The 22730-nt window shown below is 70.8% G+C and carries 13 protein-coding genes and 2 pseudogenes; 9 read left to right on the top strand and 6 right to left on the bottom strand.

Annotation, left to right across the window (positions count from 1 at the left end):
- Positions 1-626: 626 nt before the first annotated feature.
- Both DSM104299_RS20745 and DSM104299_RS20740 read left to right on the top strand, forming a co-directional pair.
- Positions 627-8312: an isopeptide-forming domain-containing fimbrial protein gene (locus tag DSM104299_RS20745; protein ID WP_272473564.1), complete on the top strand. Its 7686-nt coding sequence runs from the start codon at positions 627-629 to the stop codon at positions 8310-8312.
- A 43-nt stretch (positions 8313-8355) separates the two neighbouring features.
- Complete coding sequence (locus DSM104299_RS20740) at positions 8356-9039, top strand: L,D-transpeptidase (protein ID WP_272473563.1); 684 nt, start codon at positions 8356-8358, stop codon at positions 9037-9039.
- An 863-nt stretch (positions 9040-9902) separates the two neighbouring features.
- Here DSM104299_RS20740 and DSM104299_RS20735 read toward each other — a convergent pair.
- Positions 9903-10511, bottom strand: coding sequence for a TetR/AcrR family transcriptional regulator (locus DSM104299_RS20735; RefSeq protein WP_272473562.1), 609 nt, complete (start codon positions 10509-10511; stop codon positions 9903-9905).
- Between the two features lie 105 nt (positions 10512-10616).
- Here DSM104299_RS20735 and DSM104299_RS20730 point away from each other — a divergent pair, with 105 nt between their 5' ends.
- From DSM104299_RS20730 to DSM104299_RS20710, 5 genes are all read left to right on the top strand, one after another.
- Positions 10617-11615, top strand: a complete 999-nt coding sequence (locus DSM104299_RS20730; protein ID WP_272473561.1) for an aldo/keto reductase — start codon at positions 10617-10619, stop codon at positions 11613-11615.
- A 325-nt stretch (positions 11616-11940) separates the two neighbouring features.
- Positions 11941-12237, top strand: coding sequence for a hypothetical protein (locus DSM104299_RS20725; protein WP_272473560.1), 297 nt, complete (start codon positions 11941-11943; stop codon positions 12235-12237).
- A gap of 188 nt (positions 12238-12425) precedes the next feature.
- Positions 12426-12773 (top strand): hypothetical protein, encoded by a 348-nt coding sequence (locus DSM104299_RS20720; RefSeq protein ID WP_272473559.1) that lies wholly within the window; start codon positions 12426-12428, stop codon positions 12771-12773.
- A 205-nt stretch (positions 12774-12978) separates the two neighbouring features.
- On the top strand, positions 12979-13254 hold the full coding sequence (locus DSM104299_RS20715) for a zinc-binding dehydrogenase (protein WP_272473558.1): 276 nt from the start codon (positions 12979-12981) through the stop codon (positions 13252-13254).
- A gap of 331 nt (positions 13255-13585) precedes the next feature.
- Positions 13586-13876: a hypothetical protein gene (locus DSM104299_RS20710; RefSeq protein ID WP_272473557.1), complete on the top strand. Its 291-nt coding sequence runs from the start codon at positions 13586-13588 to the stop codon at positions 13874-13876.
- A 360-nt stretch (positions 13877-14236) separates the two neighbouring features.
- On the opposite strand, the gene DSM104299_RS20705 is transcribed toward DSM104299_RS20710, so the two are convergent.
- From DSM104299_RS20705 to DSM104299_RS20685, 5 genes and pseudogenes are all read right to left on the bottom strand, one after another.
- Positions 14237-15301 carry a radical SAM protein gene (locus DSM104299_RS20705; RefSeq protein WP_272473556.1) on the bottom strand — a complete coding sequence of 355 codons (1065 nt, stop codon included), beginning with the start codon at positions 15299-15301 and terminating at the stop codon, positions 14237-14239.
- A gap of 2121 nt (positions 15302-17422) precedes the next feature.
- Complete coding sequence (locus DSM104299_RS20700; protein ID WP_272473555.1) at positions 17423-18370, bottom strand: LamG-like jellyroll fold domain-containing protein; 948 nt, start codon at positions 18368-18370, stop codon at positions 17423-17425.
- Between the two features lie 696 nt (positions 18371-19066).
- The gene (locus DSM104299_RS20695) at positions 19067-19603 is read right to left on the bottom strand and encodes a hypothetical protein (RefSeq protein ID WP_272473554.1); all 537 of its coding nucleotides are present in this window, start codon (positions 19601-19603) and stop codon (positions 19067-19069) included.
- A pseudogene (locus DSM104299_RS20690) lies at positions 19600-20348 on the bottom strand (SDR family oxidoreductase). The gene DSM104299_RS20695 and the pseudogene DSM104299_RS20690 overlap by 4 nt, the downstream one beginning before the upstream one ends.
- Positions 20338-21321, bottom strand: coding sequence for a Gfo/Idh/MocA family protein (locus DSM104299_RS20685; protein ID WP_272473553.1), 984 nt, complete (start codon positions 21319-21321; stop codon positions 20338-20340). Before DSM104299_RS20685 ends, DSM104299_RS20690 begins: the two are co-directional and overlap by 11 nt.
- Before the next feature lie 452 nt (positions 21322-21773).
- Here DSM104299_RS20685 and DSM104299_RS20680 point away from each other — a divergent pair, with 452 nt between their 5' ends.
- On the top strand, positions 21774-22433 hold the full coding sequence (locus DSM104299_RS20680) for a potassium channel family protein (RefSeq protein ID WP_272473552.1): 660 nt from the start codon (positions 21774-21776) through the stop codon (positions 22431-22433).
- A gap of 48 nt (positions 22434-22481) precedes the next feature.
- Positions 22482-22589: pseudogene (locus DSM104299_RS29450) on the top strand (alkaline phosphatase family protein); the annotation flags it as partial.
- Positions 22590-22730 lie beyond the last annotated feature (141 nt).

Genomic DNA, 22730 nt, shown 5'->3' with positions numbered 1-22730 from the left:
CGCTCGCGCCGACGCCGGCAGCAGCCGGACCGTTAGATCGGTGGACACGCCACTTGGGCGGATAATGCCAACGGCGACGGGATCCACTGCGAAAGCCTGCCCTGCCCATGCTCGACGGCGCCTCCGATGCGGGCGCCCGCTCCCGTCCCGGCGCCGAACCCCTCTCCGACGCCGAACCCCACCCCGACGCCGGCTCCTGCGCCGGAGCCCGCTCCAGTGACGCCGGCTCCCTCGAGCCCGATGAACGGCCTCGGCCGCCCAGAACGCCTCACGCACGAGGACGCTGGACGAGCGCCGCCGGCATCGACGAGCACGGCCCGCAGCGCGAACCCGCCGGTGATCAGGCCCAGCCCGATGCCCCGGCAGCCCCAGGCCGAGGTTGCGGCCCCGGGCGGAGCGCACGGCGCGCGTCGATCGCTGGACCGAGGTCGACCGCGGCGGGCACTTGTTGGAGTGGTTCGGCGCATGGATGCATGTCCTCCACCGATCAACATCAGACACCGACCGTCGCGGGACGCAGGTCCCGGGCGTAAGGTGGCGAACGGAATCCGGTGTCTTGCGTGGCTGACTCGGCCCGCACGCAGATGAAACGTCCAACGTCTCCCTCCCCAAACAACTCCCCTTTGATGTCCTTCCGCCTTCGCGCCCTGGGCCGCGCGCTGTTCGCGCTCGCCCTCTTTGCTGTTCCTACCGCCGCCGCCCAGGCCGCGGGCACGCCCGACATCTCGGCGTCGGTGTCGTCGCGCAGCGTGCTGTACGGCGAAGCCGTGCCGGTGACGGTCACAGCGACCAACCCGCCCGGGACCTACGGTTACAACCTCAGCTACCGGGTCGTCCTGCCGGTGGGCGTGAGCTACTCGGGCGGCGCCGCGGTCGCGCCGGACGTGATCGCCGACCAGCCGGCCGCTGGGCAGACCACGCTGCTGTTCAGCAACGTCTCGGACCTCTCGCCGAACTCGAGCCGGACGCTCGCGTTCGACCTCAACTACTCGCAGGCGTCCTACGACGTCGGCTCGACCTTCCCGGTCACCGCGCAGGCGTTCGTGAACTCCGACCCGCGGTTCGTGCCGAAGTTCGACGCCGCCGGCGCCCCGGCGGGCGGCGCGACCGGCTCGGCCGGCCCGGTCTCGGGCACCGAGACGATCAACGCGATCAAGGTGACCAAGGACGAGCCGTCGGCCGAGGGCGAGATCTTGCGCGGCGTGCACGACCACCAGGTCGTCTACACGGTCGGCGTCGAGAACAACACCGTCCACTCCACGACGGGCACGACGCTGGACGACTACCTGCCGGCGGGGCTGGAGTTCCTGGGCTGCGGCACGGGCACCGACGACCACACGACCGATGCGCCGACGAATCCCGGCAGCACGCAGGAGTACCCGGGCTCTGGGTCGATCGCGATCGCCTCGGTGGGAGGCTGCGTTGATCCGATCTCGGTCGACACCGAGTCCGTGGACCCCGACGGCTCCGGCCCGCTGTCCACCGGCGTCTACACCCACGTCGTCTGGGACGTCGGCACGCTCGCGCCCGGCCAGACGAAGTCCTTCCCCTACCGCGCCGCGGTGCCGCTGCGCGCCAACACCACCACGTTCACCGGGACGCGCCCTACGGCGGCGTCGGGCGGGCAGGGCGCCAACCTGGACAACAACTCGGGCGCCGAGATCACCGACGAGACCGCGCTGACCAACCTCGCGCGTGCCAACGGCTCCTATCAAGGCGGCACGCCCGTCCCGGTCTCCGACAACTCGACGATCACCCGCACGGCCGAGGACTGGCTGGTGCACAAGACCGCGTCGTCCGCGGCGCTCGAACAGGGCGCGATCACGACGTGGACGCTGCAGTTCGCCAGCTCGGAGTACCGCTACGTCGATGGCGCCACCGTCACCGACACGCTGCCCGACGGCCTCTGCCCGCTGGACACGACCAACCGGACCTCCGGCAACGACGGGGCCGACAGCGAGTGCGACCCCGCCGGCGGCAACGTGCCCTCCGCGCCCTACAAGACCGCCGACGAGAACGCCGACGGCACCTGGACACTGACCTGGGACGCGAGCGTCCTGGCCCACCTCGCGCACACGGGCGTCAACGACTCCTTCACCATCACCTTCCCGACCCGGACCCGCGCGCACTACCAGTCGAACTTCCTGTCGGCCGGCCCGATCCTCACGCGCGACAGCGCCGACAACAAGGTCCGCACCGACGCCACGCAGTTCATCCGCTGCACCTCGCCGGGGACCGCCGACTGCTCGACGCCGGGACCGGCGATCGATCACGACGTGCCCGACGGCAGCGCGATCGACGACGTCAGCGACGCGGCGCAGACCGCCACCGATCCGGTCATCGACAAGAAGGTCGCCGCAGCGGGGACCGACTGCTCGGTGGCGACCTACGTCGACACGGTCCCGCACTACCACCCGGGCGATCGCGTCTGCTGGTGGGTGCAGGTCAAGTTCCCCTCGGCGGTGGACACGACGCCGCAGGCGCTGGCCGACTTCCTGCCCGCGAGCGCGGACTACGAGGCAGGTAGCGAGGCGGCAGGTCCGGGCCACAACGTTACCTCCACGCTGGACGACAGCGCCGCGGCCGCCGACAAGGTCCTGCGCTGGACGGTCACCGGCAGCAGCGTCCCGTCGGGCAACAAGGTCTTCTCGCGCGTGTTCTCGACGGTCGCGCGGCCGCCCGGAACCCCGGCGACCGGTGACATCACCGGCAACCTGCTGAAGTTCTCCTCCACCGACACGCCCGGCGTCTCCACCTCGCTGCGCGACCAGGCCGACTACGTCCTCGACACGCCCGAGGTCGGGCTGACCAAGGGGGTCGCGACGGTCGTCCGCGGCGGCAGCACGGTCGTCGGCCCGCTGGGACCCGACAACGACAACATCGCAGTCCAGGGCGGCGACGAGGTCACCTACCGGGTGGACATCACGAACTCCGGCGCGCAGGACGCAACCGGCGTCGAGGTGCGCGACATCCTGCCCGTCGACTACCAGTGCCCGCTGGCGCCGGGGCCGATCAGCGACGGTGGCACGTGCGTGGACGGCGGCGTCGCCAACGACCAGGTCCGGTGGACGCTGCCCACGCTCGCCGCCGGCGCGACCACGACGTTGACCTACACGTTGACGGTGCCCACCGACGTCGGCCCCGGCCGCACGCTGCTCAACCACGCGGGCGTGCGCCAGTACGAGGGCGCCACGAACCTCGGCGGGACCTACATCTACACGCCCGCCGGCAACATCGACCCGAGCAACCCGGCCACGCCCAACGCGCCGGCCGCCGACGACACCAGCGACGTCCACACCGCGGACGCCGGCGTCGTCAAGGCGCGCGACACCGAAATCACTGAGAGCGGCAACACGAACGCCCAGGCGACGATCGGCGAAGAGATCACCTACACGTTGACGGCGACCGTCCCGGCGGGAACGACGCTGCACGGCACCGCGCAGCTGACCGACGCGGTCGACAGCGCGACGCGCCAGCCCTATGTCGGCGGCTCGGCCGCCGCGACGCTCAACGGCGTCGCGCTGCCCGGCACGTTCACGCTGGACACCAGCGGCGCGACGCCGCGGGTCGTGTTCCCCACCGACTACGCCAACGCCACGGGCTCGGGCGACGACGTGGTCGTGCTGACGTTCCGCACGAAGGTCGCCGACGTCGCGGCCAACACCCGGACGTCCGGCAACCTCACCAACCAGGCGACGTTGGGCTGGACCGATCCGGTCGGCGGCGCGCAGTCGCGCACGTCGGCCACGCTGACGACGCAGATCGTCGAGCCGCTGCTCGCCCAGACCAAGACCGACGACAAGAACCCGGCGCGCGCCGCGCCAGGCGACATCATCAGCTACACGGTCACGACGACCAACCCGACGGCGCCCGGCCGCGTCTCGACCGCCCACGACCTCGTTCTCACCGACGTCGTCCCCGCCGGCCTGACGCCGATCAACCCCGCGCCGGGCAACGCCCCGGTGGCCGACGGCAACGTCCTGCCCATCACCGGCGGCGCGACGTGGCATGCCGCCACGCGCACGATCACCAAGGCGATCGGCACGCTCGCCCCCGGCGCGAGCACGAGCTTCACCTACCGCGTGAAGGTCGACGACCCCGGCGTCGGCGGCGCGACCAAGGTCAACACCGTCACTACCACCGCCACGAGCCTCGGCGCGCCCGCCGACGCCGACGGCGAGCGCACGACCGGCGCCGGCTACTCGGCGGTCACGAGCGACACGATCACGCTGGTCGGCGCGACGATCACCAAGGCGGCCAGCCCGACCACGGCGACCATCGGCGCGCCGATCACCTACACCTTGCGCGTCACCATCCCGTCGAGCCTGGCGCTGTTCGACGTGACGGCGGTCGACGTGCTGCCCGACAGCCTGGACTTCGACGCCTACGGCACCGAGACGTGCATCAGCGGCTGCCCGCTGGTCAACCCGGTCAACCACTACACCCCGGTCGTCTCCGGGACGACGCGGATCGCCTGGGACCTCGGCGACTTCGCCTCTCCGCTGGCGACCCCGCAGGTCATCGAGCTCACCTACACCGCGCACGTGCGCGCCACGCACCGCACCGGCGGCGCGGCGGTCCTCGCCGGCCAGACGCCGACCAACTCGGCCACGGTGGCGACCAACCGCACCAACAACGTCGGCGCGTTCGACGCGGCCACCATCCCGACCGGCTTCGACGACACCTCCACCGTCGCGACGGCGCCGGTGACCGTCATCGAGCCGAAGCTGACGATCGACAAGAAGGTCAAGGTCGGCGGCGGCGCGTTCGTCGACGGCCCGGCCACGGCGCAGTCCGACAGCGGGTTGACCTACCAGGTCGTCGTCAAGAACACGGGCGACGCCCCGGCCTATGACGTGACGGTGGGCGACCAGCCCGACGCCGAGCTGACCGGCGTGAACGTCGCCACGGTCGCGGGCGTCACGGTCAGCGACGGCTGGACGGCGGGCGACCCCGACATCACGTGGCAGATCGCCGGCCCGATCGCGGCGGGCGAGAGCGTGACGCTGACCTACACCGCCGACCTCGTGGCGGCCGCCGGACTGCACGACGCGCAGACGATCGACAACACCGCCGCGATCCCGCACTACTTCGCCGTGCCGGGCGCGACCCGGGCCGCCAACCCGGGCACGGTCTACAAGGACTACACCGACGGGGGCAGCGACGCCACCCAGGTCGTCCTGGACTTCCCGACGTTCACCACCGTCAAGAACGTCGGGGCCTCCGGCGGGGCGAAGACCGGCACGGCCGAGGTCGGCCAGGACTTCACCTGGCGCCTGACGGTCACCAACACGTCGGGCACGGCCGCCGCGAGCGCGGTCCACGTCACCGACACGCTGCCGCCCAACTGGGCCTACCGCGCCAACTCGGCGACGATCACCCCGGGCGGGGCCCAGGAGCCCACGATCACCGCCGACGCGGGCGGCGACGAGCTGGACTGGGACGTCGGGACGCTGGCGCACGGCGCCACCGCGACGGTGACGTTCGTCGCCCGGCCGCTGCCGGCCGCGGCGACCACGCCCGGCACGGCGGCCAACGCCAACGTCAACAGCGCCCGGGTGACGTCGGCCACCGACGAGGCGGGCAACGCCGGCAACGCCGACGGCGCGTACGGCAGCCCGGCCGACACCGCCACGGCCACGCTGCAGCTCCCGGACCTGGCGATCGTCAAGACGCCCGACCACGGCGCGGTCAACGCAGGCGCGACGTCTTCGTTCTCGCTGGCGGTCACCAACAACGGCAACGGGACGGCGCGCAACGTCGACGTCGCCGACGTCCTGCCCGCGGGGTTCAGCTACGCCGCGGGCGACGCCACGGCGTCGCCGGGCGCGGGCTTCAGCGAGGCGTCGGTCGCCTCCGGGCCGGGCGCTGGGGAGACGACCGTCCACTGGACCGTCGCGACGCTGACCGCCGGCTCGACGGTCACCGTGACGGTGCCGGTCACGGTCGGCCATGACGTCGCCGACGGGACCACGCTGACCAACACCGGCCGGGCGAGCTCCGATGAGGTGCCGACGCCCGTCAGCGACACCGGGTCGCTGGACGTCAGCACGCGTGCCGACCTGTCGATGGTCAAGTCGGGCGCGGCGGACTACACCGCTGGCACCGACTACGTCTGGCACCTGCGCGTCCGCAACCTCGGCCCGTCCGACGCCCAGTCGGCCTCGGTCAGCGACGTGCTGCCGATCGGGACCACGTTCGTCTCGGCCGACGCGCCGTGCACCGCGACGGCGGGCACCGTGACCTGCGCGCTGGGGACGGTCGCGGCCGGCTTCGACCACACCTACGACATCACCGTCGCCGTCGATCCCGGCGTCGTCGCCTCGCCGCTGTCCAACACCGCGACGGTGAGCACCACAACGACCGATCCGGTCGGCGGCAACGACACCTCGACGTCTAACGCGTCGCCGTCCGCGCTGGCCGACGTGTCGGCGACCAAGGCCGCCAGCCCGTCGGCGATCCTCAAGAACGGCCAGACCACCTTCACCATGGTGGTGCACAACGCCGGTCCGTCGGTCGCACGCTCGGTGACGCTCAGCGATCCGATGCCCGCGGGTCTGACCGTCGTCTCGGTGACGGGCACGGGCTGCGCCGTCGCCGGCGCGACCGTCACCTGCGCGCCGGGCGACATGGCCGTAGGCGCCGACGCGCTGATCACCGTCGTCGCCGCCGGCGTCGTCAACGGCCCGTGGACGAACACGGCGACGGTCGCGACGACCACGGACGAGCCGGTTGGCGGGGGCGATCCCAACAGCGCCAGCGCCCCGGTCACCGTCGGCCCGGTCGCCGACCTGCGGCTGGTCAAGACCGCGCCGGCGACCGTCGCGGCCGGCGGCTCGGTGACCTGGACGGTCTCGGTCGTCAACGCCGGGCCCGATCCAGCGACCGGCGTGAAGATCGTCGATCCGCTGCCCGCCGGCACCGCGTTCGCGTCGGCCGACGCCGGCTGCACTGAGGCGACGGGCGTCGTGACCTGCGACGTCGGCGCGCTCGCCGTCGGCGACCACGCCGACCGCACGATCACCGCCACCGTGCCGGTCGCGCTGGCTGATCAGACGCTCGTCAACACCGCGACCGTCGTCTCCGACCAGGGCGACGACCATCCGGCCGACGACACGGCATCGGCGAGCACGCTGGTCGGGCCCTCGGCCGACCTGGGCGTCGTCAAGACCGGACCCGCCGTGGCGGCGGCGGGCGGGCAGATCGCGTGGACGCTCGTCGCCACCGACCATGGCCCGTCGGCCGCCACCGGCGTCACGGTCTCCGACACGCTGCCCGACGGGGTGACGCTGGTCTCCGCCACGCCGACCCAGGGCGCGTGCACGGCCACCGGATCGACGGTCACGTGCGCGCTGGGCGGGCTGGCCAGCGGCGGCGCGGCGCAGATTCAGGTGGTGGGCACGATCGCCGCCGACCGCCAGGGCGCGGTCCTGACCAACGCGGCCACGATCGCCGGCGACCAGCCCGACCCGGTCGCCGAGAACGATCGCTCGAGCGCCACGACCACCGTCGGGGCGCCGGCGGCGAATCGGGAGCTCCGCTCGGACGCCGACCTGACGCTGCGCAAGAAGGTGCTGAGCAACGAAGCGCCGCAGCTCGGCGTCGCCCTGCGCTACGCGCTCGACGTCACCAACGCGGGCGGCTCCACGGCGACCGGCGTCGTCGTCACCGACACGCTGCCCGCCAACCTGGAGTACATCTCGGCATCGTTGCCCGGCGGCACCTGCAAGGCCGTCGACGCCGTCGTGCGGTGCACCGTCGGGACGCTCCCCGCTGGGGAGACCCGGCGCGCGACGGTCACCACGCGGCCGATCGCGCCGGGGCCGGTGCGCAACACCGCCAGCGTGCTCTCGGCCGCCGCCGACGCGCGTCCGGTCGACAACGTCTCCTCGACCGGGACGTCGGTCACCGCCCCGCGGGCCCGTCTGCGCCTGGTGAAGACCACGACGCGGCGCTCGCCCGTCCAGGTCGGCCAGCGCGTCCACTACCGCCTGCGCGTGACCAACGTCAGCCGCCAGGCGGCGGCGGGCGTGGTCGTCTGCGACACGCTCCCGTCGGGGCTGGTCGCGATCTCCGCCCCAGGGGCGAAGTTCCGTGACGGCCGGCCGTGCTGGACCATCGCGATGCTGCGCGCCGGGCACGGCCGCGCCTTCCGCCTGACGGCACGCCTGAGCAGCAGCGCGACGGGCGGACCGGTCCGCAACGTCGCGACCGCGACCGCGCGCAACGCCGGCAGCCGGCGAGCCGCGGCGACCGTCACGGCGGCCGCCCAGCAGGTCAAGACGGCCCGGGGCGGCGGTGTCACGGGCTAGGGCTGCGGGCGGCCTGGGCGTCGCGCTCGCAGCGCTGCTGGGGATGGCGTCTGCATCTGCGCCGGCGATCGCGACCGATGACGCTCGCGTCGCCGCCCCGACCGCCCACATGGCGTGGCGCGCGCGGGTCGTCGCGTCCACACCCGTGCACGGCGCGCCGCGCCCCGACGCGCCAGTCCGGGGCGCGATCAGCTCCACCGCGGCGTGGAACGGCGGCTCGGTCTACCTCCTCGTCCTCGGCGTCGCCCACGACGCGTCCGGCCGGCGGTGGCTGCGGGTCGAGCTCCCGAGCCGGCCCAACGCGCGCGCGGGCTGGGTGGTTGCCGCGCGCGTAGCGGTGTCGCGCATGCGCTGGCGCGTCGAGGTTGATCGCCGCACGCGTCGCGTGTTCGCCTACCGGGACGGCCGCCTGATCCGCAGCTGGCCGGTCGTCGTCGGCACGCACCAGACGCCGACGCCCGCCGGGCTGTTCGCCGTCTACGAGCGCGTCCGCCAACCGCCCGGCTCCGAGCTCGGCCCCTGGGCCCTGCACCTCACCGCGCACTCCAACACCCTGTTGAACTACGGCGGCGGCCCCGGCCGCGTCGCGCTGCACGGCCGCGCCGGCCCCCTGCTGAACGACCCACTCGGATCGGCCAGCTCACACGGATGCATCCGCATGGACGACAAGCTGATCGCCTGGCTCGCCGCGCGCCTTGCGCCCGGAACGCCGGTGCGCGTGCGTTGAGCCCACACGACGATCGCCCGACCGAATCGCGACCAGCCGTCGCGGCCCCGGAGGATGGGTCAGGGCGCTCGCCGCGTCGACGCGGGCGGCTCTCAATGGCGCGCATCGGACGCGCGGTTGACCGGACCCCGGATCGGCTGGCGAAGCGCTGCGGGCGGGTGGGCCTGGGTCCCGGGATCGGCGCCTGCCACTTGCTCAGCACCGGTGATCAGCTACGGTGCTCGTGGGATAAGCGCCGGAACAGAGGAAGTTGTACGCGTCGGCCAATGGTCGTGTTGGGAGCGCTGGTGGTGGGGCTTGCCAGCGCCGAGCCCGGCCTCGGCCGAGCATCACCAGCCGCTGCCGGCGGTGAAGGTCTCGGCTCCGAGCCCGAGGGCGGCCGTGCGCGAGGCGCGACGGTCTCGATGAAAATCAAGGTCAGCGCCCGTAAGCGCCTGTCCAGTGCGACGGTTCGGATCACGCCCGACGACGCCGCGAGTAGCACCGGTCCCGACCAGCCGTCTGGCTGCACCAGGCCGTCGAGGGTGCAGAACATCACCTTCTCCAATACCAAGTACCCCAACATGGGCAAGCACTTCCTGCGCGCGTCGCGCACGGGCTGGCCGGGCACCCTGGTCCTGAATCGCAAGGGTGCGAGCGAGCGCCGCGCGCGGCTCCTGGAGGGCGTGGCGACCAAGTCGGGCTTTGATCGCGACGAGTATCCGCGGCGGTCGGCCGCGGACTGGGACGGGCCGCGCGGTGCTCGGGCCGCGCCGGCTTTCGCTGCGGTGCCGAGCACCGTGATCTCGTGCACTACGAGTTCACGTGGAACAACGTCGCCTCACCTGGCCGCTCGCGCTGCTGAGGCGCGAGGCGCTGCATGGTCACCGGCCGGGGCGAAGCCCTCCACTAACGCGGGAAGGTGCGCGGCTGCTCGCCACCATCCGCTCGGCCAGTCGAACGACCGTGGCGCGCTGACGAGCGCGGCTCTCTGGCGTGGCGGGGTCCTCTCCGAGCGTCATCTCAACGATCTGCGGCACGACGAACCACCACGTCGCCAGGGCCAAGAGACCGACCAGTAACGCGGCCGGATCCTCGTCACCCGATCCCTCCCCCACGGCGCGGGCCTTCTCGGCGTAGTGCGCGGTCCGCAGGTTCTGCTCTGCCCAAGGCGGCGCTGTCTGCAGGCCCTCCCAGTGAAGCAGTCTGATCAACTGGGGGTGCTCCGCATGGAAATCGAAGATGCGGCCCAGGTACTCCGGCACCGCGTTGGGATCGAGCTCGACAGCGGCCGCAAGGTCGCCCATGCGCCCACGGAGAACCTCGGCAAAAAGCGCATCCTTGCTGCCGAAGTTGCCGTAGAGGCGCTCCTTGTTGGCCTGCGCCGAGCGAGCAATCGCCTCCATCTTGGTGCCGGCGATGCCGTTGGCTGCGAACTCCGCAGCGGCCGCCTCCAGGAGACGCCGGCGGGTCTCATCGCCACGACGAGTCACAACCCAACCGGTTCGTTGGAACTTGCTTGACGAGCCATGGCCGTGAGTGTACCGTCGATTCCAACCCAACCGTTCCGTTGGAAACGCCTTTCACCAAGGAAGCCCATGACCTCCAGCACCTCGTCCCTCTCCCTCTCCCTCTCCCACACCCTCGGCGCCGGACCGATCGGCCTCGGGTGCATGGGCATGAGCGAGTTCTATGGCCAGACCGACGACGCGCAATCGCTAAGGACGCTGGCGGCCGGCATCGAGGCCGGCTGCCTACTCGATACCGCCGATGCCTACGGTCCCCAGTCCAACGAGCGACTCATCGCCCGCGCAGTCGCCGCAGCGTCGACCCCCGCGGTGATCGCCACCAAGTTCGGGCAGGTTCGCACCGACGGCGGCGCGCTGGTTCGCATCGACGGCTCGCCGGCCTACGTTCGCCAGGCCGCCGAAGCCAGCCTCCGCCGTCTCGGGCTAGAGACGATCGACGTGTACTTCCAGCACCGTCTCGATCCGAAGGTTCCCATCGAGGAGACCGTCGGCGCGATGGCCGAGCTCGTCACCGAGGGCAAGGTCAGGCACCTCGGCCTCTGCGAGGTCAGCGCCTCGACCCTGCGCCGCGCCCACGCCGTTCACCCGATCGCCGCCCTTCAGATCGAGTACTCGCTGTGGGAGCGCTCGCCCGAGGTCGACGTGCTGCCGACGACGCAAGCGCTTGGGGTCAGCCTGGTGGCCTACGCGCCGCTCGGACGCGGAATGCTCACCGGCGCGATCCGCTCGCGGGAGGATCTGGCGCCGGGCGACTGGCGACTGACGGCACCGCGCTTCGCGGCCGACACCGTGGACGCCAACCTCGCCCTCGTCCAGCGCATCCACGATCTGGCCGCGGCCAGCGACGTGGCCCCGAGCCAGCTGGCGCTCGCCTGGCTGCTGGGCCAGAACCACGACATCCTGCCGATCCCCGGTACCCGGCACAGCGAACGACTCGCGGCCAACCTGGCCGCCGCGAAGCTCGAGCTCACCTCCGAGCTCCTGGAAGCCCTCGACGCGGCGGCGCCGGTCGGCGCGGCGATCGGCGAACGCTACCCCGCGGCGATGATGACCACCATCGATCGCTGATCCATTTGCAGCATTCCCGGTCGGGGCCGGCCCGCCCCGCACGCACGCCATCGAACGCGCTCGTGCGACGGCGTTGACTTGGTCGCCGGCCACGGCTCGGCCGAAGCGCCGACCGGCGTGGAGTGGGTGATGGACCGCACCGGGCCCTCGCCTCGGCAGGCTTACGTACCCGCCGCGGGAGCGAAACCATCGGGCGGTCTCGGCGATCGCGTCGTGGTGAGGGTGGCGTCAACGGCGCCCGAAAGCGCGCTCGCGCTTAGAGGCGTCCACGACTAGCAACCCGACGCAGGCCCGTCGATAACCACAGCGACACCAAGGAGCGACGATGGACGAGACAAGGACGCGCGATCACATCCAGCAGCATGCTGATGCCGTGCTGCGCGGCGACATGGAGGCAGTATTGGCGGACTTCTCGCAGGAGCTGCGTCCGCGATTTCCAGAGCTGGCCAAAGGGCTGCCCCAGCCGGTCACCGCAGCACGCGTCCTGACGCTCGACGTCGGCGACCAGAAGAGCGTGGCGGTGATTGGGGACGGGGGGACGACGGCGAAGTCACGATCCGGTCCCACTGGCGCGACGAGCGCGGACTCCCCGGTGATCGTTCACGCTGAGCCCGCAACGTGACAACCGCGTTCGCCTCGTGATCGCCGCAGCGATCGCGCGCGACGCGTACAACGCGAACCGGGACATTGAGGCGCGCATGCGCCACGCGAAGTCGATCTTCGTGACGATCACGATGACCCCACTCGGCGCGCCACTTCGTCGATCACATCGCCGACGGCTCGCTGCGCTACAGCGAGATCATGCGCGCGATGATGCAGCTCACCGCCCTGCCGCTGGGCGAGCGACCGGTCGCGGAGCTGCCGGAAGAGACGCTCGACTGGGAGTTGCTGCCGGCCGACGTCTTCGGTCCGCGCGAGGAGCCGCGCGCCCTCCCTACGGGACCGAGGGAGCGGGTCCCGCTGGGCATGTCCCGGATCGCCGCGTCGCGCGAGCTCGGCCGAGGCTGGGAGGGCGCGTACATCGCGCACGGCGTCCGCGCCGAAGGTCTGGGGGGCGACTGGACGGACGCGCTCACCTGCCCGCCCGAGGAGATCGAGCAGCGGCGCCTCTACCTGCTGGACATCAGGACACGACGACGCTCGGCGCCGGCCGACTGATCGCCGAGCACCCGCTCGAGCCGCCCCGCCTCTCGCACACCGCGACGGGCGGGCGGCCCGCAGTGATGAAACGCTCGGCATATCTTTTTATCATATATTCTTATCATTCAACTAATGCTGACAATCAGGGATAAGTCCGCCAGCAGGTTTGAGGCCCGCGACCGCCGCCGGGCGGTGAAGCCTGGAAGCCACGCGCGTGCACGGCGTGGCCTGCAGCACCGGCTACCTCTCCAACGAGTGGACCGTGCCGGACTTCTACCCAGCCGGCTTCCTGCCCAACGGCGTGCACCTCACCGGCTATTCCGGCGACGCGTTCGACCTCCCGCCGGCCGTCCTGCAGGACTTCCTGGACGCGATCGCCGCCGGCGAGGCGACGGTGCCGATCGCCAAGACCTACACCATGGACGAGATTGCAACGGCCCACGACGACATGGAGCACGACCGCGTCGCGGGCAAGTTGGTGGTGTCGACGGGACGCTAGCGAAGGCGCGCCGCCCCGCCGTACCCAGCATTCCAGGTAGGCGGGCGGCTCGCCGGTGGGCAACCGCCCTCGCCGGTCCCCAGGCCGGCGACGAGCGGCTGTGCTCACCTACAGCTGATCATTGTGGTGCGGGGTGTCCGGAAGGCCGGGTTATCGCGCACGAGGGCATCCGCTGCGTCGAACGCTGAGGCGTGTGTCTCGCCCGCCTGACGCGGGCGGCCCGTCTCATGAGCGGCGGGGCGCCCAAGGTGCTCATTTTTAGCTATCTGGACTTCTACTTTCCGTTGACGTTCTTGTCGATCGCCATGCTGGTGGTCGGAGGTTGCGCAGCGTGACCGGGCCGGTTGCCGGCTGCGTGTTCATGACCGTGATCGTTGTCGCGTGCCAGCGTGCCGAGGTCAATGGCGTCTCCGGGCTGGACATTCCGTCGAGCACTGCGAATCTCGTTCTCGCTCTTGCGCTCTTGGCGGCGCTCATCGTGCGTCCGAGCGGGATCACCGGGGGACGCGAGATCCCCTGGCCACACGCCGCTGGGGGGCGACGCGGCCGTCAGCCCGCAAGCCGGTGTGGCGTGCTGGATCAAGCAGAAACGCCGACGCCTCCGGCATCGACCATCTCATGAACGACGCCCTGGATCGTCGGCATCAGCGACGCCGCTGCGACAGCGCCGCATCGTGTCCCGAGCGTTCCTTGCCGGCGGTTACAGATCAACAAGGATAAATGATTACTAAGATGTAAGAAGAAAAAAAGAGAGCGGTCGGGGCCGCGACTTGGAGGCGTCGAGGCGCCGCCGATCCCGATGAGCGGGATCGACGACGTCTCTATCGCGCGGGAGACCCCGCCACGAGTCACGCGGCTCTCGCATCGGACCGAGCACGTGCAGTGCCCTCGGCAGCACCGGTCGCGCACCGCCCCCATGTCCTCATGGGGGCGGTGCGGGCACGCTCAGCCGTGCCGAGGTGAAGCAGCTTGGCGACGGCGGTCAGTTGACGGGATGTGGCTTGTCAGGAAGGCACGTCGGCGCTACGGGCTTGCAATGCCGTGTGCCAGGGCCGCAGATACCGGGTTCGCATGCGGACCGGGCGGGCGCCTGCTCCGCCGGGTCCGCAACCGGATGCGGCCTGTCGGGCAGGCAGCTCGGGACTTGGGGGCGACACCCCGGCGGGGGTGTGTTCGGCCTGCAGGCGCCGTTGGGGTCGCACACTCCCACGGGTGCGGTGCTCGTGTTGAAGTGGTTTTGGAGCTCTTGGCGGATGGTGGTGAGAGGAGTGCCGGCGACGATGTCGGTCAGTGATTGCCGGCGGACGTTGCCGACGTGCATCTGGTCCCAGCGGGAGAACACGCACGGCGAGACCGAGCCGTCGGGCAGGATTGCCACGCGCCCGTTGGCGCATTGCCCACACAGCGCGCTGAGGTCAGGCTCGGCGCCTATTGCACCGCGACCGACGCCGCGCAGGTCGTCGACGCCGACCTGCGACACGCCAAGCGTGTGCAGTTGGTTGACGCCGTGCTCGATGCGTTGGTCGTTGGCAAGGCGGATCGCTCCGGCGCGCAGCGGGATGCCCAGCGACTGGGCGAGCTGGATGTTGGCCAGCGTTTGCCGGTGGGTCGGGCGCCCCACGATCTGCGCGTGCTCGCCCGGGTCGTCGGTGTACCACGATGTGGCCAGCTGTACCCCCTCGCGCGACAGGATCGTCCACAGGTGCTTGGGTACGTGAACCAGGTTGCTGTACACCTCGACGGCGACGCCTTGGTCGAGGGCATGCTCGACCAGCGTCCCGAGCGCCGGGTGCAGCATCGGCTCACCACCGATGAACTGCACCATCCCCACACCCAGGCCGACGGCCTGGTCGATGACCCTGATCCAGTCCTCGTCGCTCATCGTTCCGTGCGTGCCCGAGGGGCCGCTCTCGGCGTAGCACTGCGTGCACTGCAGCTGGCACTTGCCGGTCAGCTCCAGCCACACGAACTCCAGCGCGGCGCCGTGGAGGGCGGGCGGCTGCTGTTGATCGTCCTCGGCTTTCGTGTGCCGTTGCACAGTCGTCATGTCAGACCTTCCTTGGTGTTTGTGTTGTCCGTCCTGCTTTGCCGTATGAGGCGAGGCACGTGCCAGCCTCGGCACGGCGCGTGTCGGTGCGGGTGGACCCCGCGCCGAGACGGGACGTGGCGCTGTTTTCATTGGACCGGCACGGGTCCTTTCTCTGTGCTGCCGGCGCCGGGCCCTGCTGGCCGGGTGCTGACGGGGGGCGTGATGCGCCGTTCCGGGGTCGAGTCGACCTACGAGAGAGCGCACGTTGCTCGGTGGGTAGAGAAGCCTCAGCCGTGTCGTGACCGGAAAGGATGAGGCGGGCGGGGCTCGGTGCGTTGTACCCGAGCGTCCACCCGCTGGCGAGCTACGGGACGCGCGTTCATGGTCGCGTCGAGGCATCCGGCGCCGGGCGTCGAAGGTCTCGAGTCAGCGGGGATCGATCGTGAAGCCGCGAGGGAGTCTCGGCGGTCACGAATTGGCTGAGGCGGGCCCAGCAGCTTGTGCTGTGGGAGAGATGTTGCGCGCTAGGCGCGAGGGCGAAGAAGAGGGGGAGAAGTGAGCGCGACAAGGTATGCGTGCGGGGGTCGGTGATCAAATGTGCCTTCGTCGGACGATTCGGCGAAGCCGACTGCGACTGCAAACCCGGGATTCGGCGCAGCGGCGCTTGGCCCAAATGGGCTGGCGGCTTGCGCCTGCCGATGACATCCGCGCGCAACACGGATCGGCGCGACCGGCTCCAGGGGTGGACGGCGCGCAGCCGCGCCAGCGCGCCGCCTGCGCGTCGCGGTCGACCGCGACGTCGGCGCCGCCGTGCGCCAGTCGACGTCGTGGCGTTCTGCCGCGTCGAGGACGCTTGTCCAGCGCCAGATGCATCCGTGTCGGACGCGCACCGGATGTCGGTGAGGTCCCAGGCGTACATCTGGTGGGCTCTGCACCCACTCGAAGTAGCAGGCCGTGACGCCGCTGCCGTTGCGAGCACGTCGGGCACGACGAGGAGGTCCCTCCCGGGCCGCGAGCCGGCGGTCGGCCGCCGCGGCCTCGACGACGAGCCGGGACTGCAGCCGGCGGCGTTCTCGTCGGTGACCTGCGCGTCGAACTGTCCAGCAAAGGCCCTCGGGCAGTGTCGTGACTCGTGCACCCGGGCCGGGCGCTGAGTGGGCGACCTCAGTTTCGGTCCACGTGCTGTGAGAGCGGGTGGATGTCGTGCCTGGGACGGTAGATGTGTCCGCGTGCGGCTTGCCGTGGGGATGACCCGGGGCTGCGCCCGGTGTCTAGCCTTGGCGGCGGTGAACACGGCCGGGGCCTTGCGACCGTGCGCGCCGCGCTGGCACGGCAGGAAGATCCCGTCATCGTCAATGTTGACTCGCAGCGCGCTCAACAGCTTGTCCGGGCGATCGGCAATGCGATCGAGGGCCCGCTGCTGCCATGGCATCACGAGGCGATCGTTCACGGCTACACAGATCGCCTCCAGGAAGCCTCAGACGCCTTCATCGCACATCCGTCATCGGTTCGCGAACCCGACTGGTACGCCGCGGGTCGAGGCCGCAGACTCGGAGCTGGCTGCCACCTGGGCGCTCAAGGCGACCCTCGCCGAGCGCAATGCCCAGCGCCGCACATTGCTGGGCCTGCTGCCCGAAGACTCATGAGACCCCTCAGACGGAGCGATTGGCCGGGAACGCCGCCCATGTGCTGGTCTCACGAGACCACACGGCGCTCATAGGCGACCGGTCTGATTACAGGCACTCGAGCGCCAGCAGTGCCTAGACCGTCCGGAATCGCCCGTAATCCACGGGTGCTTTTTCGCGCCACCCGGCCGGACCGGCTCAAGAAATGCCCTGCAAATCGCGACTTCCAGCTGCATCCGCGGACGAGTTGTATGCCTTCGGCGTTTCAGGCACGAGTGCCTGAAACCCGGCGAATCCGGGGCCAACGGCTCCCATGGGCCAGGGTTCTCTGAGGGCGGCGAGGTCTTCGTCCGTGAAGCCCATGTCGCCGGTGACGGCTATGACCGTCGTATCCCAAGGGGCGCGATGCGTGGCGCGAGGGTGTGAGCAGCACCGCGACCCGAGCGGCACTCGGCGCGACCGTCGTCCGCCTGCAACCGGCCGGCGGCTGACCGAGCCGGGAGCTCGACGCGCGCTATCCGGGCAGGTCGCTCGACCAGCCGGTCGTGCCGATGCGCCACAGCCGGTCGACATCCGACGCCTCCGGGATGCGGTCGCCGTAGAACGCGGCCTCGTCGAGCCCGCCGTCCCATTCGAGGTACATCCGCGACGTCGGGACGCGGGCGTCGTAGGACCGACCGCTCGCGCCGAGGACCAGCCGGCCGGTGCCCGCTGGCTCGCCGTGCTCGAAGTCCCACGACGGATCGTCCGGAAGCGCGAGCTTGGAGTCGCCCTCGGCCACCTGGACGCCATCCACGTAGAGATGCATGACATGGTCGGCGTCGTAGGTCGCGACGACGAACGACCAGCGGTCGTTCGGCAGCCCGTGCGACAGGGCGATCGTGTCCTCGTGCGACGAGCCGTCGCCGTGCTCGTACCGCGTGAAGCTCAGCCGGTCGCTGCGCGCCGCGAGGAAGTAGCCGCCGGCCGGCAGCTCGTGCCCCATGATGCGGCGCGAGTTGGCGTCGAGCCGGTTCGGCTTGACCCAGATGGCCAGGCCGAACGGCGCCGTGCCCGGCGCGGCGGCGCGCACGCCATCCGGGTCGCCGACGAGATGGCTCTCCCACACCTGGTCCGAAACGGCGCCCGACAGCGCGACCGACCCGTCCTCGTCGCACGCCAACGCGCCCGGCTGGGATCGCTGCACTTGGCTGCCGAGGTCCAGCGTGGAGCCGACGCCCTGCATCCAGTCCAGCGCGAAGTCGAGGTCCTCGCCCAGGCGCCAGTAGTACACCGGCGACACCGCTGGCGCGTTCCCATACATCACCCCGCGGGCGTAGGGCGTCAGGCAGTCGAGCGAGCCGTCCGCCGGTCGGCAGTCCGACGGCGGTGGCGGCGGGCACTCAGCGGCCTGGGCCGCGGTCACGGCCGCCAACGACAGGCTGGCCAAACCGACCATGATCATGATCTTGCGACGCAACATGGGTACCTTGCCTCCCGCATCGGAGCCAGCCCGGCCGACTCCCGTTCTCGGTCGCGGCGACCATAGGCATCCGGACGCTCACCGGCAACGGCGAGGTCACCGCTTTGGGGGAGCGACGCCGCGCCGAGGAGCGCCGTGATCGTGAACGCAACGATGTCCGCCCACGGCATCACAGCGGCGGCCGAGGTCCTGATGCTCAGGCTCTTCGCCCACCGGCGCAGGCCGCTCTGATCGCGGTCGTTGCACGATCCGCCCTCGGACCGGCATTGCGACTGGTTCTGGCCACTGAGATAGTGGCCGCGTCGAAAGCTCAACCCCGTCCGTTGAAACGGGGGAACTCCACTGCGCTTTCGCCGCTGTGCAGCTCGCAGTAGGTCAGGCGGGTGTGATCATCGATGACCCCGAGCACGTAGGTCGTTCCGGCCTGACGGGTGCGATCCTTCTCGGCGCGCTTGGCGGGTCGCCCAGTTGCCGGGGCGGTCGAACTTCGGCGGTCGCAGCGCGTCAAAGTGCAGCAGCGCTCCGGCCTGGGCCCACTCATAACGCCGAGAGCTGGCCCGCGCAGATCTCGGCAGCCGCGAGACACCGTGGCAACGCAAGACCTTGCCGATGCTCGAGCGATGCCGTCCGCCGCAAAGCACCGACAGACGCATCTCGCCCCAACCGGTCTTGGCCCTCGCGGCCAGGATCTAACGTTCAACCTCGGCGCTCAACGACCAAGGACACGTCCTTGGAATCGGCCGCCGGGGCAGCAGACAAGAGAAGTCCTCGCGCTGCTCTTGGCCGGCCCGTTGCCAGCGGTCCCAGGCCGTCTTGACCGTCGTCGGTGAGCAGGCCATCGAACCAGCGATCGAACGAAACGACTCGCTGTCGACGGCGGATCATCTCGATCTTCGCCGCCGGTCCGAAGCGGCATCTACGGTCGGTCATGTGTCCGGCCTTCCAGGTGGGCGTTTGAGGTGGCTCGCACCTCTCAGCCTCTGCCAGGGGTCGGACACACTCAAACAGGCCGAGAACCTGTTCAGCAAGACGCCGTAGATGTATGCCGGGCGTCGTCTCGGCCCGTCGCAGGATCCGCTGGAGATTTCCGACGAACCACAGCGACTGCTCACTGGCGCGCAAGTTCGCGTTGGTGAGGCAGAACGCGCGAACTGCGGCATCGGCGAGCGCATCACGTTCGGCCGGCCGGCGCCGGATCGCGTCGCCTCCGGCGGCGCGGGTGTCGCGCCTCACATCGAGCGCGTGACGCCTCCGTCGACCGCGAGCATCACGCCGGTCACGTAGGAGGCCGCGGGGGAGAGGAGGAAGGCGGCCACGCGTCCGAACTCGGCCGGCGTGCCGTCGCGCCGCAACGGGATGGCCTGGCGGGCCGCAGACGCGCGTGCGGCGGCGCCCGGTGCGGCGAGCCGGTCGGTCGCGATCCGGCCGGGCAGGAGGCCGTTGACCCGGATCCCGTGAGGGCCCAGTTCGTCTGCCAGGGTCTTGGCCACCATCGCCAAGCCGGGGCGGAGCCCGTTCGACAGCGCGAGGTCGGCGATGGGCTGCTTGACCGACGTGGAGAGCACGAACGCGATGGACGCGGGCTCGCGTCGCGCGCGCGCCGCCTCCGCGACGCCTCGAGCGATGCGAAGGCCGCCGAGGAAGAGCGTGTCGAACCACTGCGTCCATTGCTCATCGGTGGTCTCGAGCGCCGACCCGCGCGGTGGGCCGCCGACGGAGATGAGGGCCCGTCCAGCCGTCCGTATGAAGCAAGCGCCATGGTCACCAGCGCATCTGCGGCGTCCGGCGCGGCGTTGTCGGCCGTCGCGGCGGTCGCCGACGGCCCGAGCGCGCGCACGGCATCGTCGAGCGCATCACCGTCGCGGCCGCTGATCAGCACCCGAGCGCCCTCGGCGACGAGAACCTCCGCGGTGGCGCGCCCCAGCCCCCGACTGCCGCCGCTCACGATGAACGCGCGGTCGTCGAGGTCAAGCTCCATCGTGGAACGCTTCGATGATCGTCTGCACCCGTAGGGCGGTCTCGAAATCAGGGAGCCGTGCCGCCTCGGATCGGCGGACGGCGCGTGCGAACTCCGCCAGCCTCGTGGCCTCGGTGCCGCGCTCGGCCTCCAGCGCAATCGGCGTCCAAGCTGCTCCTTCGGAGACCGAGAGCTCACCCCAGTCGATGAGGCGGTAGGACCTGCGCGCGCCGTGCAGCTCCCACTCATAGGTCTCGGGCAGCGCCGCGTCAGCTCGGGCGAGGATGCGCACGGGCACGTCGCCCGCGGTCAGCAGCCCGAACACGCTCGTCTCGCTGCTTCCCGCATCCGGTCGGCGAGCGTCGAGCAACACCGGTTCCAGGGGCCCGAGCAGACGGTCCGTGAGGTAGATGAAGTGAGACAGCACTTCCCGAAGCATGCCTCCTTGCTCGGCTTGCGACAGCCAATGAGCGTCTTTCTGGAAGCTTCTCGGCCAGGTCGGGAACGTCAGTCGGATGTCGACGCCACGCACGTCGCCGGCTTCGCCAGCACGCACGGCGCGTTCCACCTCGAGCGCCGCATGTCGATCGGCAAGCGCGAAGTTGACGGCGTTCACGAGACCCGATCGCTGAGCCGCCGCGACCATGGCGCGACCGTCGTCCAGGTCGATCGCCAGCGGCTTCTCGCAGAAGACCGCCTTCCCGGCGTCTAGGGCACGGACCGCGTAGTCGGCGTGGTGCAGCGGCGGCGCTGCGATGTAGATCGCATCGATGGCGTCACTCCGCACCACCGCATCGGGATCGGTGCCGATCAGGATCGCGGGATGGTCTCGAGCGGCGCGCTGAACGGCCTCGGTCGATGGATCTGCGGCGTGGACGACCTCAACGCCGGGAGCCGCCGTTGCAACCGCGAGCATCTCCGCACCCATGGCACCGAGCCCGACGATGCCGAGACGGATGGGATCGGTCGGATCAGCCACGGCAAGCCCTTCCACGCAACGGCACGGTACCGCCTCATATCTGCTGCTGGGCGTCTGAGCGGCAGCGCCGACGCAACGAGCTGCAGGAACGCTCGCGCGCTGGACGATGGGCGCCGGCCGGCCCGTCGCGCGACGAACACCTCCTGGACGAGGTCACGACCGTCGAGCCCGGCGGAGCATCTACAACTCCGGCCGATCGTGTCACGCGTCGCGCGACGAGGCCTTGCCGTGGGCCGTGCTCATCGAGCCGACAACGAGACCGAGCACGGTCAGGGCGATTCCCTACGCCGCGTGCAGGACCGTCAGCAGAATGCCGGCGACCATGAGCCGGCAGCCGATCGAGAACGCGAAGGACCGCAGACGCTGCACGCAGGCAAGTGTTCATCACGTGCTCATCCGCGCGTCCGCGCAGCGCCTCGTAGGCGATGGCGACGCGGGTCGCCCGGGCTCGTGGCTAGCCTGTCGCGATGCTCAGGCTGGCGAGGCAGGAACCTTCGGCGCTGCTGCTCGCCACCCAGTTGGCGGCCGTGCTCCTGTATCCGTTCATGGAAGGCAGCGGCGCGGGACGTGCGGTGTTCAGCGCCCTGGGCATCCTGATCCTCGGCCTCGTGCTGTTGGCTGTGCGCAGCACCCCGGCGCTGACGTGGATCGCCTTGCTGCTCGGCCTGCCGGCGGTGGTGCTGCTGGCCATCCAGGCGGTCACCGGCAGCGACACGCTGCTGCCGTACTCGTCGGTGCTGGAGGCGATCCTGTACTTCTACGCGGCCGGCGCGCTGATCACCTACATGCTGGCCGACCACGACGTCACCCGAGACGAGCTGTTCGCGGTCGGGGCCACGTTCACGCTCGTGGCCTGGGCGTTCGCCTACACCTTCACGGTGTGCCAGGCGATCGAGCCGCAGAGCTTCATCGCCGCAGTCGACCCGACCGGGGACCGGACCTGGATGGAGCTGCTGTTCCTCAGCTTCACAACCCTGTCGAGCACCGGCCTGAGCGACGTCGTGCCGGTCAAGGCTTTCGCCCGTGCGATCGTGATGATCGAGCAGCTCGCAGGCGTGGCCTTCATCGCGATGATCGTCTCGCGCCTCGTCGGCCTGACCGTCATGCGCAGGCCTGGTGGGAGCTGACCTGGCGCTGGCCTCCCGGCGAGCAGGCCGCGCCATCGACGTGACAGATGCGCGGTCCTGTGGGCGCTGGCTCGCGGCTTCGCGACGTCTGACCACTGGTTCGCCGACGTGCCCTCCCAGACGTTCACCAACCGCGCCTTCTTCCACGCCGCGTAGCCCTACGCTCTTCGGCCCCATCGTGCTGCAGCACGCCCACATGGCGACGGTTCACCCTCAGGCGGGCGACCCTAGCCCGCGCGCGGAGGCAGGTCGATGACCCGGACGCGTAGCGCCGGCCGACCACGATCGACGGCAGCG

Source organism: Baekduia alba, assembly GCF_028416635.1.
Taxonomy (GTDB): Bacteria; Actinomycetota; Thermoleophilia; order Solirubrobacterales; family Solirubrobacteraceae; genus Baekduia; species Baekduia alba.
This window is presented reverse-complemented; position numbering and strand designations above follow the sequence as displayed.

What these genes read in the sequence shown, in the direction of transcription:
- DSM104299_RS20745 (WP_272473564.1), top strand. Translation starts at nt 627, where the DNA reads ATGTCCTTCCGCCTTCGCGCCCTGGGCCGCGCGCTGTTCGCGCTCGCC.
- DSM104299_RS20740 (WP_272473563.1), top strand. Translation starts at nt 8,356, where the DNA reads ATGGCGTCTGCATCTGCGCCGGCGATCGCGACCGATGACGCTCGCGTC.
- DSM104299_RS20730 (WP_272473561.1), top strand. Translation starts at nt 10,617, where the DNA reads ATGACCTCCAGCACCTCGTCCCTCTCCCTCTCCCTCTCCCACACCCTC.
- DSM104299_RS20725 (WP_272473560.1), top strand. Translation starts at nt 11,941, where the DNA reads ATGGACGAGACAAGGACGCGCGATCACATCCAGCAGCATGCTGATGCC.
- DSM104299_RS20720 (WP_272473559.1), top strand. Translation starts at nt 12,426, where the DNA reads ATGATGCAGCTCACCGCCCTGCCGCTGGGCGAGCGACCGGTCGCGGAG.
- DSM104299_RS20705 (WP_272473556.1), bottom strand. Translation starts at nt 15,301, where the DNA reads ATGACGACTGTGCAACGGCACACGAAAGCCGAGGACGATCAACAGCAG.
- DSM104299_RS20700 (WP_272473555.1), bottom strand. Translation starts at nt 18,370, where the DNA reads ATGTTGCGTCGCAAGATCATGATCATGGTCGGTTTGGCCAGCCTGTCG.
- DSM104299_RS20680 (WP_272473552.1), top strand. Translation starts at nt 21,774, where the DNA reads ATGCTCAGGCTGGCGAGGCAGGAACCTTCGGCGCTGCTGCTCGCCACC.